General features: G+C 68.2%; 14 protein-coding genes. 7 read left to right on the forward strand and 7 right to left on the reverse strand.

Annotated elements, in window-relative coordinates:
• Positions 1–16: 16 nt before the first annotated feature.
• Genes ACZY0X_RS21460 through bluB form a run of 4 tightly spaced genes read right to left on the reverse strand, consistent with a single transcriptional unit; the run spans position 17 to position 3,639 of the window.
• Positions 17–1,267 carry an SLC13 family permease gene (locus ACZY0X_RS21460; RefSeq protein ID WP_463773222.1) on the reverse strand — a complete coding sequence of 417 codons (1,251 nt, stop codon included), beginning with the start codon at positions 1,265–1,267 and terminating at the stop codon, positions 17–19.
• Entirely contained in the window at positions 1,258–2,178 is a 921-nt protein-coding gene (locus tag ACZY0X_RS21465; RefSeq protein ID WP_463773224.1) for an MBL fold metallo-hydrolase, read from the reverse strand. The genes ACZY0X_RS21460 and ACZY0X_RS21465 overlap by 10 nt, the downstream gene beginning before the upstream one ends.
• On the reverse strand, positions 2,178–2,942 hold the full coding sequence (locus ACZY0X_RS21470; RefSeq protein ID WP_463773225.1) for a LamB/YcsF family protein: 765 nt from the start codon (positions 2,940–2,942) through the stop codon (positions 2,178–2,180). Before ACZY0X_RS21470 ends, ACZY0X_RS21465 begins: the two co-directional genes overlap by 1 nt.
• 10 nt (positions 2,943–2,952) lie before the next feature.
• Positions 2,953–3,639: a 5,6-dimethylbenzimidazole synthase gene (bluB, locus tag ACZY0X_RS21475; RefSeq protein WP_463773227.1), complete on the reverse strand. Its 687-nt coding sequence runs from the start codon at positions 3,637–3,639 to the stop codon at positions 2,953–2,955.
• Positions 3,640–3,657: 18 nt separating this feature from the next.
• Between bluB and ACZY0X_RS21480 the strand changes: the two genes are divergently transcribed.
• From ACZY0X_RS21480 to ACZY0X_RS21510, 7 genes are all read left to right on the forward strand, one after another.
• A complete protein-coding gene (locus ACZY0X_RS21480) occupies positions 3,658–4,491 on the forward strand; it encodes a sulfurtransferase (protein ID WP_463773229.1) in 834 nt (277 codons plus the stop codon).
• A 42-nt stretch (positions 4,492–4,533) separates the two neighbouring features.
• Positions 4,534–5,562, forward strand: a complete 1,029-nt coding sequence (locus ACZY0X_RS21485; protein WP_463773401.1) for a metal ABC transporter solute-binding protein, Zn/Mn family — start codon at positions 4,534–4,536, stop codon at positions 5,560–5,562.
• On the forward strand, positions 5,549–6,322 hold the full coding sequence (locus ACZY0X_RS21490) for a metal ABC transporter ATP-binding protein (RefSeq protein WP_463773230.1): 774 nt from the start codon (positions 5,549–5,551) through the stop codon (positions 6,320–6,322). The genes ACZY0X_RS21485 and ACZY0X_RS21490 overlap by 14 nt, the downstream gene beginning before the upstream one ends.
• Entirely contained in the window at positions 6,322–7,212 is an 891-nt protein-coding gene (locus ACZY0X_RS21495; protein ID WP_463773232.1) for a metal ABC transporter permease, read from the forward strand. The genes ACZY0X_RS21490 and ACZY0X_RS21495 overlap by 1 nt, the downstream gene beginning before the upstream one ends.
• 300 nt (positions 7,213–7,512) lie before the next feature.
• Positions 7,513–8,613 carry a LacI family DNA-binding transcriptional regulator gene (locus ACZY0X_RS21500; protein WP_463773234.1) on the forward strand — a complete coding sequence of 367 codons (1,101 nt, stop codon included), beginning with the start codon at positions 7,513–7,515 and terminating at the stop codon, positions 8,611–8,613.
• Positions 8,614–8,711: 98 nt separating this feature from the next.
• Positions 8,712–9,161 (forward strand): RrF2 family transcriptional regulator, encoded by a 450-nt coding sequence (locus tag ACZY0X_RS21505; RefSeq protein ID WP_463773235.1) that lies wholly within the window; start codon positions 8,712–8,714, stop codon positions 9,159–9,161.
• Positions 9,158–10,399, forward strand: coding sequence for an NO-inducible flavohemoprotein (locus ACZY0X_RS21510; RefSeq protein ID WP_463773236.1), 1,242 nt, complete (start codon positions 9,158–9,160; stop codon positions 10,397–10,399). Before ACZY0X_RS21505 ends, ACZY0X_RS21510 begins: the two co-directional genes overlap by 4 nt.
• An 8-nt stretch (positions 10,400–10,407) precedes the next feature.
• On the opposite strand, the gene ACZY0X_RS21515 is transcribed toward ACZY0X_RS21510, so the two are convergent.
• Genes ACZY0X_RS21515 through kstR form a run of 3 tightly spaced genes read right to left on the reverse strand, consistent with a single transcriptional unit; the run spans position 10,408 to position 12,751 of the window.
• A complete protein-coding gene (locus tag ACZY0X_RS21515) occupies positions 10,408–11,355 on the reverse strand; it encodes an aminoglycoside phosphotransferase/kinase family protein (protein WP_463773238.1) in 948 nt (315 codons plus the stop codon).
• 43 nt (positions 11,356–11,398) lie between these two features.
• Complete coding sequence (otsB, locus tag ACZY0X_RS21520) at positions 11,399–12,142, reverse strand: trehalose-phosphatase (protein WP_463773239.1); 744 nt, start codon at positions 12,140–12,142, stop codon at positions 11,399–11,401.
• Between the two features lie 3 nt (positions 12,143–12,145).
• Complete coding sequence (kstR, locus tag ACZY0X_RS21525; protein WP_170292386.1) at positions 12,146–12,751, reverse strand: cholesterol catabolism transcriptional regulator KstR; 606 nt, start codon at positions 12,749–12,751, stop codon at positions 12,146–12,148.
• Positions 12,752–13,008: the final 257 nt, after the last annotated feature.

The following is a 13,008-nucleotide window of genomic DNA, read 5'->3' on the forward strand; positions in this document are numbered from 1 at the left end:
CTACGTTCCAGGCGGCTCAGACGCCGAGATATCGCACGCTGCACCACAGCCCGAGCACGCCGAGGACAAGTGTCACCGGCACGGTGCACAACCCCACCAGGGTGAATTCGGCGAACGGTGCGGCGATCCGGTCGCGGTGGACGACGTGGCGCCACAACAGATTCGACAGTGAGCCGGGATAGGTCAGGTTCGGCCCCACGTTCACCCCGATGAGCACCGCCAGCACCGCCGCCGGCCCAGCCCCGGCGACCAGCGGCAGCAGCACCAGGACTGCCGGCAGGTTGTTCACCAGGTTGGCCAGGAGCGCCGCCACCACGGCGATTCCGAGCAGGGCGGGCAGCGTCGTGCCGATCGGCAGCAGGTGGCGCATCGCGTCACCAAGCCCGTGCTGCATCACCCCGGCGACCACCACGCCGAGACACAGTACGAACGCCAGGAACGGCACGTTGGCGGCCGCCACGATGCCGACCACCGTGGTGCGGCCCCTGGCCAGTGCGCGCACACCCAGCACGATCGCGCCGCCGAGCGCGGCCCACGCCGGTGACGTGTCGAGCAGGGATGTGACGGCGAATCCGGCCAGCGTGAGCCCGAGGACGGAAAGGACGAAAACCGGCACCTCCGGTGGCTCAGCGATATCGGGTGCGTCATCCTCGGCCGGGACCGCCAACTCGCGCCGGAAGAACCAGCGCAGCACGACGAACTCGGCTCCGATCACCAAAAGCCACGGCAGTGTCATGACGGCGCTGAAGTGGGCAAAGGTCAGGCCGGCGGCGCTGAACGCCAACAGGTTGGTCAGGTTGGACACCGGCAGCAGCAGCGACGCGCTGTTGGCCAGGTGTGCGGTGGCATACGCGTGCGGGCGCGACGGCACGCGCATGGCCCGAGCGGTCGCCAGCACCACGGGTGTCAGCAGCACCACCGTCGCATCCAGGCTGAGTACGGCGGTGGTGACGGCGGCGATCACGAAGACCGTCACCAGCAGGCGCCGCGGATCACCGGCGCTGCGGCGCGCCATGGCCACCCCCGCCGCGTGGAAGAGGCCTTCGTCGTCGCACAGCTTCGCCAGCACCAGCACCGTGGTCAGGAATCCGACAACCGGTGCCAGGCGCGCGATCTCGGCCAGTGCGGCCTCACTCGACACGACACCGGCCGCGATCAGCAGACCCGCGGCGGGCACGGCGGCCAACGCCTCCGGTAGACCACGTGGACGGGCAAGCGCGAACGCGAGCACCACCGCCAGCGCGACGAGCGCCAGGGTCAGCTCCACGGGTCGCTGCGCGCCCACAGTGTCGGAAGATGCAGCGGCACAGCATCTTCGCGGGCCAATCGGGTCAGCACCCGCATCGAGACATCCAGATCGTCACCCGCGTACGGCAGCGCCCGCAGCGGTTCGTGAAGTGGCCGGAAGAAGTCATCCCAGTGCACCAGGACAACACGGCGGGCGCCGACCGTGCGCACCGTCTCGGTCCAGTAGTCGACGATGTAGGACTCGGGCTGATGGCCCAGTTGGCCGATGCCCAGGTACACCACATCGGCGCGATGACCGACGAGTGCATCCGCCACGAAACCGGCGCTGCCCACCAGCAGCAGACTGCGTCCGCTGGGCCGGTGCCCGATCAGGGTCGACCACGCCTCACCGCAGCGATAGGCCGACACCCGCACCGGCGGCACCACCGGAGCGCTGATGCTGCCGGGGAAGCGGTCGGGCGGACAGTGGTGGCCCTCGACGAGGGTGACGTCGAAGGCGCCCAGCGGCACCGGTTGTCCGGGCGTGGCGATGACCACCCTGTCCTCGGCCAGGCCGCCCCCGCGTCCGACGTTGGCGGTCGACCTCCCGCCGACCACGACCGCCCCGGTGCGGCCGGCGACCACCGCGCTGTCCATGACGTGGTCGAAGTGGCTGTGAACGGGCAGCACGGCGTCCAGACGCTCGATGCCCAGCCGGGCCAGGCTGCCGTCGATGCGGGGCAGTGACGGCGTCAATCGTCCGGCGCCGACGGCGATCAGGCCGGGGCGTGAGAAGAAGCCGTCGGTCAGCACGGCCGACGTGCCGTCGTCGATCAGCAGCGTGGTGACACCCGCCCACGTCACGGTCAGTGGCGACGACGGTGCGGCGGCGGGCGCGTCGAAGTGTTTGGCGTAGTCGCCCAGATCGGGCCTGCCGAGTCGCAGGCGCATCAGGCGAACGCCGCGAGCACGACGCCGTCGGCGATCAGGCGGTCCCGGACGGCGTGTGCGATAGCAACGGCGCCGGGCGAATCACCGTGGACGCACACCGATTCCGCCGTGACGTCGATGATCGTTCCGTCAATGGCCGTGAGCTTGCCGCGGTCGACCATGATCGCGACGCGTTCGGCGATCTCGGCGACGTCGTGCAGCACCGCACCGGAATCGGTGCGCGGCACCAGTGTGCCGTCGGGGCGGTAGGCACGATCGGCGAACGCCTCGGGGACGGTTCGCAGGCCCAGACTCTGCGCCGCGTCGAAGAACGTCGACCCGGCCAGACCGAGGACCGCCAACTCCGGGTCGACGGCATGAACCGCCTGCGCGACCGCCTCGGCCTGGGCGCGGTGGGTGACGATCGTGTTGTACAGCGCGCCATGGGGTTTGACGTAGCTGACGGCTGCGCCGGCGGCGTGGGCCAGGGCCGCGAGTGCGCCGATCTGGTAGATGACGTCGGCGGTGAGGTCGGCGGGGCTGACGTCGATGAACCGTCGACCGAAGCCGGCCAGGTCCCGGTAACCGACTTGGGCGCCGATGCGCACGCCGCGATCGGCCGCGGCGCGACAGGTGCTGGCCAGTCCTGCGGGGTCACCGGCGTGGAAGCCACACGCGATGTTGGCGCTGGAGACCACATCGAGCATCGCCTCGTCGTCGCCGAGGCGCCAGACTCCGAAGCCCTCGCCGAGGTCGGCATTGAGATCGATGGTCGCGGCGGACACGTGGGCCAGCCTACGGCCGAGGCGGTGCCGCAGTGGCCGTCGGCGCCCACTGATTCTCCGAGACGAACTCCGACAGCGGCCTGCCGATCGTCCATTCCTCGAGTTCGAGGACCGGCCGGTCCGGAAACTCCGGAACCGGGCCCAGGCACAGGATCGCGACGGGCTCCGCGCCGTCGGGCATCTGTAGGAGGCTTGCCAGCGCGGCGGGGTCGAATATCGACACCCAGCCCAGCCCGAGGCCCTCGGCGCGGGCGGCGAGCCAGATGTTCTGGATGGCGCACGACACCGACGCGAGATCCATCTGCGGCAACGTCCTTCGGCCGAAGACGTGCCGGTCACGTCCCTCACCGAGAGCGACGACGAACAGTTCGGCGCAGTCCAGGATGCCCTCGACCTTGAGCGCCAGGAACTCGTCACCGCGGGTGCCCAGGGCCTCGGCGGTCCGGTGGCGCTCCTCATCGACCAGGTCGTGGATATCGCGGCGCAGCGCGGTATCGGTCACCCGGATGAACCGCCACGGCTGCATCAGCCCAACGCTGGGGGCGGCGTGCGCGGCGACGAGGAGACGAGCCAGGACGTCGGCGGGCACCGTCGCGCCGCGAACGAACTCGCGCATGTCGCGACGCTGCGCGATCGCGCGGTACACCGCGCGTCGTTCCTGCTCGCTGAACTCGTGCGCGGTCACGCCGGCCAGCATAGGTGGGAGGATTGCTCTGTGAGTTCCCGCCGTGACGACGTCCTGATCACCGCGACCGAACTTCGACGGCTGCTGGCCGCGGGTGAGCGGGTGATTCTGCTGGACGTGCGCTGGCAACTCGCCGAACCCGACGGTGGGGCCGCCCACAGTGCCGGCCACCTCCCGGGTGCTGTGTATGTCTCGCTCGATGACGAACTCAGCGACCACTCCCTGCACGGGCGAGGTCGCCACCCGCTTCCATCGGGCGCCGCCGTGGGGCAGGCCGCGCGACGCTGGGGCATCCGCCCGGGTGTGCCGGTGGTGGTCTACGACGACTGGAACCGTGCCGGGTCGTCCCGCGCGTGGTGGGTTTTGACGGCGGCGGGGATCCCCGGTGTGCGGATTCTCGACGGGGGACTGGCTGCGTGGACGGCGATCGGTGGTGAACTCGAAACCGGCACGCCCACAGTTCAATCCAGTGATGTGTCGGCTGACTACGATGATCTGTATCTCGGTGCGCTGCCCACGGTGACCGCTGATGGTGCGGCCAGGCTCGGGCCGCGCCTGATCGATGCGCGGGCGCCGGAGCGCTTCCGCGGCGAGTCCGAACCCGTCGATCCGGTCGCCGGTCACATTCCCGGCGCCACCAACGTGCCGAGCACGTCACTGCTGGCCGACGACGGCACGTTCCTGCCCGATGCCGATCTGAGCCGGGCGCTGCGCGACGCGACGGGGGCGTACTGCGGATCGGGCGTGACGGCGTCGGTCGTGGTCGCGGCGTCGGCGGTGGTCGGCTCGCCGATGGCACTGTTCCCCGGTTCCTGGTCACAGTGGTCTGCGGACTCGTCGCGCCCGGTGGCCACCGGCGACTGAGTGGGCGCTGCGCGTTGGCGCCACCCGATGCGGCACAACTTAATGGAAACGGTTATCGTTATCGCTGTGCTGATCACCTCGCGCCGCCGCGTCGCAGCGGCTCTCCTTCTGGCCACCCCGTTCGCCCTGGTCGCCTGCGGCAGCAGCGGTGACGATGCATCACGTACCACGGCGACCTCGGACGCGCCGCCGTGTCCGGTGACACCCGTCGAGGTCGTGGTCAGCGTCGACCAGTGGGGCGAGATCGTCTCCGCGCTCGGCGGGGCGTGCACCAACGTCACGACGCTGTTGGCCAGCTCATCGGTCGACCCGCACGACTACGAGCCGTCACCGGCCGACGCCGCGAAGTTCGGTGATGCGCAGTTGATCGTCATCAACGGCGGTCACTACGACGAGTGGGCGGCCAAGCTGGCCGCCAGCTCCGCCCCCGGGGTCCCAGTGGTGGACGCCGTCGAACTCAGTGCCCATGACGAGGCCGGGCATGACGAGGCCGGGCATGACGAGGCCGGGCACGACGAGGCCGGTCACGATCACGGCGGGCAGAACCCGCACGTCTGGTACGACCCCGCGGCGGTCACGACCGTCAGCAACGCCGTCACCACGGAGCTCAAGAAGCTCGCACCGCAGGCCGCCGACTACTTCACGCAGCGGCGCAGCGACCTCGGGCAGGCGTTCGCGCCGTACGACGAGGCCATAGCCGCGATCAAGGGTTCCGCGACCGGCAAGACCTACGCCGCGACGGAGGCCGTGTTCGACCCCATGGCCACGGCGCTCGGCCTGCAGAACAAGACCCCGCAGGGCTACCAGACCGCATCCAACAACGAGACCGACCCGTCGCCAGCTGACCTCAACGCGTTCCTGAGCTTGCTGCGCGACAAAGGTGTCGACGTGCTGATCTACAACACCCAGACGCAGGGTTCGGTCCCGGAGCAGATTCGAGGCGCCGCCGAGCAAGCTGGCGTTCCGGTGGTGGAAGTGACTGAAACGGTGACACCCGGCGCGGATTCGTTCGAGGCTTGGCAGGTGGACCAACTGACTTCACTGGCCAAGGCACTCGGTGTCGACATCTGAGCCCGTGGCGCTGTCCCTCGATGACGTCAGCGTCGTTCGCGGCGGCCGGCTGATCTGGTCGGAGGGCACATTCGAGGTGCCTTCGGGCGGCATCGTCGCGGTCATCGGATCGAGCGGTTCGGGCAAGACCACGTTGTTGCACGCGGTGCTGGGGATGATCCCGACGGCGTCCGGGGAGATCCGGGTGCTCGGCAAGCCGCCGGGCGAAGCCACCGGGCTCATCGGCTATGTGCCACAGAACTACGCGGCCGCGGCAGGCGGCGCCATCCGGGCCCGTGACGCAGTGATGCTCGGACTCACCGGAAACCGTTGGGGTTTCGGCCGGCCCGAGGCTGCACAGCGTCGGCGGGTGGACGAGATCCTGAACGCAGTCGACGCAGGCGACTTCGCCTCGCGGCGGCTGTCACAACTCTCAGGTGGCCAGCGTCAGCGCATCGCCATCGCCGCGGCGCTCGTCGGAAGGCCGCGACTGCTCATTCTCGACGAGCCGTTGACGTCGCTCGACGTGCGCAACCAGCGCGCCATCGTCGGACTGCTGGCCAGGATTCGGGATGACTTCGGCGTCACCATCATCGTTGTCGCTCACGATCTCAACCCGCTGCTGGGGATCCTCGACGGCGCGATCTACCTGCTCGACGGGCACGCCCACTTCGACACCATGGACGAGGTCGTCGATGAGGAACTGCTGACCCACCTGTACGGCACGTCGATCCAGGTCGTGCACACCCCGCAGGGTGATCTCTACATGCGGAGCGTGTGATGTCGGTATCGGTCGTGGCGCTGGGCTATCAGCACAACTGGTGGGACATCTTGACGTCGGACTTCATGCGCAACGCGCTGATCGGCGGCACGCTGGTCGCGTTGGCGGCCGGCTTGATCGGCTACTTCATCATCGTGCGCAACAGCGCGTTCGCGGCACATGCATTGGCTCACATCGGCTTTCCGGGTGCCACCGGTGCGGTCCTGCTCGGCATTCCCGTGACGGCAGGCCTTGCGGTGTTCTGCGTCGGTGGCGCACTGGTCATCGGTGCGCTGGGCAAGCGGGCCGATGAACGCGAGGTCGCGACGGGCACCGTGCTGGCCGCGGCGACGGGCCTCGGGCTGTTCTTCAGCTCGCTGGCGACCAAGAGCAGCAGCACCGTCACCAACGTCCTGTTCGGCAATCTGCTCGCGGTGACGCATCAGCAGTTGCTGACCTTCGGTGTGGGCCTGGCGGTGATTGCCGCCGTGGTCGCGTTCATCTACCGGCCGCTGCTGTTCGCCTCGGTCAACCCCGAGGTCGCTGAGGCCAAGGGCGTGCCGGTGCGGGCGCTGTCCGTGATCTTCATGGTGCTGTTGGGGCTGTCAGTGACGATGGCCGTGCAGGCCGTTGGCACGCTGCTGTTGTTTGCGCTCGTTGTGACGCCCGCGGCGACCGCGATTCTGATCACGGCGCGGCCTGGATCGGCCATGGTGCTGGCGACGGTGCTGGCGGTCGGATCGGTATGGGCGGGTCTGGCCATCTCGGCGATGTTCAACGTGCCGCCGAGTTTCGTGATCACCACCATCGTGACGATCATCTGGCTGGCGGTGTGGGCCGTTGGGCAGCGCCGCGGCCGTGACCGCAGTGTGCCGGTGCCGACACACGGCGCCGCGCCCGCCGATATCTGACGGCAAACGACCTCTCTTTGAGAAACGTAGGGGTTTCCCCGATTCCTCTGACGCTGCGCTGCTGCCACTATCAACGCGGCGGTCGTTCGGGGTCGCCACCGCGGATCGACGCACGTCGCAAGGGGGACGGCGGGCTCGATGGGAGTTTCTGGACGGCGACGTGCGAGGGGTCGCCGTCGTCCAGGGATCTGGGTGTGAGCACGGAAACCCGGCCCGGTGGCGGCCCCCGGACGCATCCCTGCTGCCCCAATCCCTCGCCGCGCACCTGAGCAGGCGATTACTCGTCTAACCTCATGGAGCATGTCCAGAGGACCACTGCCCAGACGTCGGGCCACCCTGGCATCGTTGGCCGCCGAACTCAAGGTTTCGCGGACCACAATCTCCAATGCCTACAACCGGCCAGACCAACTGTCGGCCGATCTGCGCGAGCGTGTGATGGCTACCGCCAAGCAGATGGGCTATCCGGGTCCTGACCCCGTGGCGCGCTCCCTGCGGACCCGGCGAGCGGGTGCGGTCGGCCTGATGATCACCGAACCGCTGAGCTACTGGTTCAACGATCCGGCGGCGCTCGACTTCGTCGCGGGCCTCGCCGAATCGTGTGAGGAGGCCGGTCAGGGTCTGCTCCTCGTCGCCGCGGGCCCCAACCGCACCGTGAGCGAGGGCACCGCTGCGGTCCTGTCCGCCGGCGTCGACGGCTTCGTGGTGTACTCCGCATCCGATGACGACCCGTATCTTCCCGTGGTGGCGCAGCGTGCGCTGCCCCTGGTGGTCGTCGACCAGCCCAAGGACGTGACCGGTGCGTCGCGCGTCTGTATCGACGACCGCGCCGCGATGCGCGAGATCGCCGACCACGTCATCGGTCTGGGGCACCGCGAGATAGGCCTTCTCACAATGCGTCTGGGCAGGGAGTGGCCGCACGGCGAGCAGGCGGCCGGGGTGGCCGATGCCGAGCGGGTGCAGACATCGCACTTCCACGTTCAAAGTGAGCGTGTGCACGGTGTCTATGACGCCCTGGCGGCCGCGGGGCTGAAACCCGAATCGCTGACCGTCGTGGAGAGTTCCGAGCACCTGCCGACCTCGGGTGGTATCGCCGCGGAGGTGGCGCTGGAGGCAAATCCGCGCGTGACGGCGCTGATGTGCACCGCCGATGTTCTCGCGCTGTCGGCGATGGACCAACTCCGCTCGCGGGGCATCTACGTGCCAGGCCAGATGACGCTGACGGGTTTCGACGGCATCCCCGATGCATTGGCGCGGGGCCTCACCACGGTCCGCCAGCCCAGCGTCCAGAAGGGTCTGCGGGCGGGTCGCCTGCTGCACGATCCGCCGCGCTCCGGACTTCCGGTGATCGAGGTGCTCGACACCGAACTCGTCCGCGGTCGCACGTCCGGCCCGCCTGCCTGAGAACGTTGGCGCAGGTCAAAAAACCGCGTGTGACGTGGTGTTAAAGCGCATAGGCGTAAAACTCGCATTTTAGATGCGGAATTAATACCGTCGGACGCATGCAGCTGACACGGTTCACCGATCTTGGCCTCCGGGCCATGATGCTGCTGGCTGCGGGCGAGTCCAATGATCGCCGCGTGACCTCCCGCATGATCGCGGCCGGCGCGGGCGCCTCTGAGCACCACGTCGCCAAGGCGGTGTCGCGCCTGGTCGATCTCGGCATGGTCAACGCGCGGCGCGGACGCGTCGGGGGACTCGAGCTGACCGATGCCGGGCGCGTTGCCTCGATCGGCTGGCTGATCCGTCGGCTCGAGGGAGATCGGGAGGTCGTCGAATGCGGCGGCGACGATCCCTGCCCGCTCATCGCGGCGTGCCGGCTGCGTCGTGCGCTGAATGACGCCAAGGAGGCCTTCTACTCCGAACTCGACCGCCACACCGTCGCCGATCTCGTCGGAAGCCCAAGTCTGCCCATCGTTTTGCAAACAATCGAAAGAAGGGAACACCAATGACCGTCACCCTGCCAGAGCCGCCCATCGTCAACGATGAACTCGAGCCGCACCACGCCGAGATGATCAAGGCGACCCTGCCGCTGGTCGGGGCGAACATCGGTGAGATCACCACGGTGTTCTACCGGACGTTGTTCGCCAATCACCCTGCGCTGATTCGCAATCTGTTCAATCGGGGCAACCAGGCCCAGGGTGCACAGCAGCGGGCACTGGCGGCGTCGATCGCGACCTTCGCGACCCACCTCATCGACCCGGAGCTGCCCCATCCGTCGGAGCTGCTGTCACGCATCGGGCACAAGCACGCATCGTTGGGCATCACGGCCGACCAGTATCCGATCGTGTACGAGAACCTCTTCGCGGCGATCGTCGAGGTGCTCGGCGCCGACACGGTGACCGCCGATGTCGCCGCAGCATGGGACCGGGTGTACTGGATCATGGCCAACACCCTCATCGCACTGGAGCGCGACCTCTATGCCGCCGCGGGTGTGGCCGACGGTGACGTCCATCGGCGGGCAGCGGTGGTGTCCCGGGTCGACGACCCATCCGGTGCCGTGCTGCTGTCGGTCCGCCCCATCGGCGGACCGATCCCGGACAATGTTCCCGGACAGTACATTTCAGTCGGCGTGACAATGGCAGATGGTGCACGCCAGCTACGGCAGTACAGTCTGGTCAACGCGCCAGGAGCCGAGGAACTCACGTTCGCGGTGAAGCCGGTCAACGCTGACGGCGACGCGCCCGCGGGCGAGGTGTCCACCTGGATCAGGGCCAATGTCCGGGTGGGTGACCTGCTCGACATCACGATGCCGTTCGGGGATCTGCCCGCGCCCGCGCACGCGCAGCGTCCGACGGTGCTGGTGTCGGCGGGGATCGGTATCACCCCGATGATCGGGCTGCTCGAGTACTTCGCGGCGCAGTCACCCGATCGCCAGGTCCACGTCCTACACGCCGACCGAGGCGACCAGGAGCATCCGCTGCGGGAACGGCAACAGGAGTTGGTGTCGCAGCTGCCCAACGCCACTCTCGACATCTGGTACGAGGACGGCTTGACCGGTGAGCGCGCCGGCGTGCACGCCGGACGCATGGTGCTGTCCAACGTGTCCGTGCCCGCGGGCGCCGAGGTATACCTATGCGGCAATGACGGATTCGTCCGAGCGGTGCGGGCCCAGCTGACCGACCTCGGGGTACCCGCCGAGCAGGTGCACTGCGAGCTGTTCAGCCCGAACGACTGGCTGCTGGGCTAGGCGCAGGCCTAGGACGGGATCTCGACCAGTGGCGGGCCTGCCCGCCACTGGTCGAGGATCGGCTGCACGCCCTCTGTCAGCATCGGCAGCTGTGGAGCCATGGCCAGGCACGCGACCGCCGCCAGCAGGCCCGCGGCGTCGGTGACGCGCAGAACTCGGCCGTCCAGCGGGCGTAGGCCCAAGTCCGTGGCCGCCTCGTTGTAGGCGGCCACGCCGTCGGGTCCCACCATGGCCAGGTCGGACTCGACGGCACCCATGGTGACGAGTTCGAAGTCCGACCACAGTTCCCCATCAGCGGTCGTGATCATGTTGTGGTACGGCGCATCTCCGTGAATCGGCTGGATATCGACGCCGGGGAAGGTCGACTCGAACGCCGACCGTGACGTGAGGACGGGCTCGAGAACGGCCCACTCTCGCTGTGCCCGTTCGAGATCGCCGGCATCGAGGAGATCGGGGAGGTGCTCCAACGCCGCCAATCCGTCGGGAATGTAGGTACCGAACGGTGCCCAGAACCCCAGATCGTCACCGGCGTAGTCGCGCAGCACCGCATGTAGCCGCGCCGTCTGCTCGACACGTCTGACCATGTCCGGTTCGACATCGGCCACCTGATCGACGTACTGCCAGAACGTCATCGAGAAGCCCTCGCGCCGAACAGGTTCACGCGGCACCAGTGGGCTCGGCGGTACCACGGGATGGCCGTTGTCGGCGAGCCACCCCGCCACCGTCAACTCTGAACGCTGCTGTGCGGTCTGGGATTCGGGATCCGCCGTCTGCGATGGCGGCAGCACGGTCGGTACCCGAACCACCACGGGTGTCGGGGCCAGGTGGACGATGACGGAGAACACGTCGTAGAGCGCTCGCGGATTCTCGACCCGGAGCCCTAGCTCGCGGCCCGCGAATGTAGCGGCGGCAACTGCGCGTGCGGTTCGTGCGGCAATCTGCTCAGGGGTCAGCACCGTGCCCAGTATTGCGTTCAAACAGCTGCGGGTCGAGCGGATTTCAGCTGCGCCGCGCCGCGAGCAGGTAGGCCAGAACCTCAGCCACGTCCTCTGGTGAGTCGATGCGGAAGCTCGCGGCCGTGTCACCCGGGCCGACCTTGATCCCGATATCGTCCTCGCGCATTCGGCGAAAGGCCTTCTCGTCGGTGACATCGTCGCCGAGGAACACCACGACTGTCGCCGAGGTCTGCTCGCGCAGGATGTCGACGGCCTCGCCCTTGTCGGTGTCGATGACGGCGAACTCCAGCACGGCCTTGCCCGCCGTGACGTGTGCGTCCCATCCGGCGGACGCAGCACGTGCGGCTGCCAGCGCTGCTTCGCCGTCGGCATCGCTGGCGTTGCGAATGTGCAGGGCGACGCTGGCCGGCTTGGTCTCCACGGCGACACCGGGACGATTCGTCGCTATGGCGTCCAGTGTGGCGATCATCCGCCCGAGCAGCGTCTCGTCCACGTCGTGGGAGAACCCGGCATCGAACTCCGCGCCGTGGCTCCCCACCAGGTGCACCTGGGCGGGCATCGCGGACAGCTCACGCAGCACGGCCAGTGCACGGCCCGACACCAGCGCGGTGTGGGTGTCGGGCAGAGCGGCGAGCGCGATGAGGGCCTGCGCCGCAGCGGGCAACGCACGAGCCGCGGCGGGATCGTTGACGATGGGGGCCAGGGTGCCGTCGAAGTCGGACGTGACGAGCAGGCGCGGTGTCGCGGCGGCGACGTCGAGCGCCCGGATGAGTTCTGCCGGTAGCACCCGTCAGATCTTAGGGTGTTCCCCGTCGCCAATCAGCAGTCGCACCGCGAGATCGAGTCGCTTGCTGACGTCGGTGGCCGAGGCCCGGCGGGTCAGCCAGGCCAGCAGGTTCGAGAGCCAGACATCGGAGATGACGCGTGCGATGTGGTACTGATCCTCGGTCGGCTCGCCGTCGCTCATCGCCCTGGCGAACATCGAGTCCATCAGCTTGCCGACGTGATCGACCTCACCGGCCGCCGACGCGTCGGCGAACACGAATGCGCGCGTCATCGCCTCGGTCAGCAGGGGATTGCGCTGCATCGAGCGGTTGAGCTTGCCGACCATGATGTTCAGCCGCTGATACGGCGTGCCACCGGTGAGGGACGCGCGGTCGGTCTTGGCGTCGATGCGTTCGAACTCCCGGCCCAGGGCTGACACCAGGAGGTGCACCTTGGACGGGAAGTAGCGGTACAGAGTGCCGACGGCGACGTCGGCGCGTTCGGCGACGGCCCGCATCTGGACAGCCTCGTAGCCGCCCTTGGAGGCAATGGCCAGGGTGGCGTCGAGGATGCGTTTGCGGCGCTCGCGCTGAGCTTCGGATCCGAGTTCGGATTCAGCTAGGACAGCCACGTTCGTCACCTGGCGTGGGCCGGTGGTCGAATCCGACCCCGAACCCGAGTTGGTCGCTGCTGGCAGCGAAGTCCCTGACATTCGGCGGTCAGCTCCTTCTCCTTGCACACTGGGTGGAAAGGATACGCATTCCGATCTCTGATTTCCCACCTCCGTGCCCCTGGGACCCTCTAGGTGTCCTGCCGTTATGGCGGTCGACTTGACGTTCGAACGCTGTCACCATTAGAACACGTTCTAGTGAGAAGCAACGTTTTCTC

The sequence above is a fragment of the Mycobacterium sp. IDUB_39 genome, from assembly GCF_055419205.1.

Bases quoted from the DNA above. Each gene is read 5' to 3' on its own strand.
- ACZY0X_RS21485 (WP_463773401.1), top strand. From the start codon at position 4,534: ATGGAAACGGTTATCGTTATCGCTGTGCTGATCACCTCGCGCCGCCGC.
- bluB (WP_463773227.1), bottom strand. From the start codon at position 3,639: ATGCTGGCCGGCGTGACCGCGCACGAGTTCAGCGAGCAGGAACGACGC.
- ACZY0X_RS21500 (WP_463773234.1), top strand. From the start codon at position 7,513: ATGTCCAGAGGACCACTGCCCAGACGTCGGGCCACCCTGGCATCGTTG.
- ACZY0X_RS21510 (WP_463773236.1), top strand. From the start codon at position 9,158: ATGACCGTCACCCTGCCAGAGCCGCCCATCGTCAACGATGAACTCGAG.
- ACZY0X_RS21505 (WP_463773235.1), top strand. From the start codon at position 8,712: ATGCAGCTGACACGGTTCACCGATCTTGGCCTCCGGGCCATGATGCTG.
- ACZY0X_RS21465 (WP_463773224.1), bottom strand. From the start codon at position 2,178: ATGCGCCTGCGACTCGGCAGGCCCGATCTGGGCGACTACGCCAAACAC.
- ACZY0X_RS21495 (WP_463773232.1), top strand. From the start codon at position 6,322: ATGTCGGTATCGGTCGTGGCGCTGGGCTATCAGCACAACTGGTGGGAC.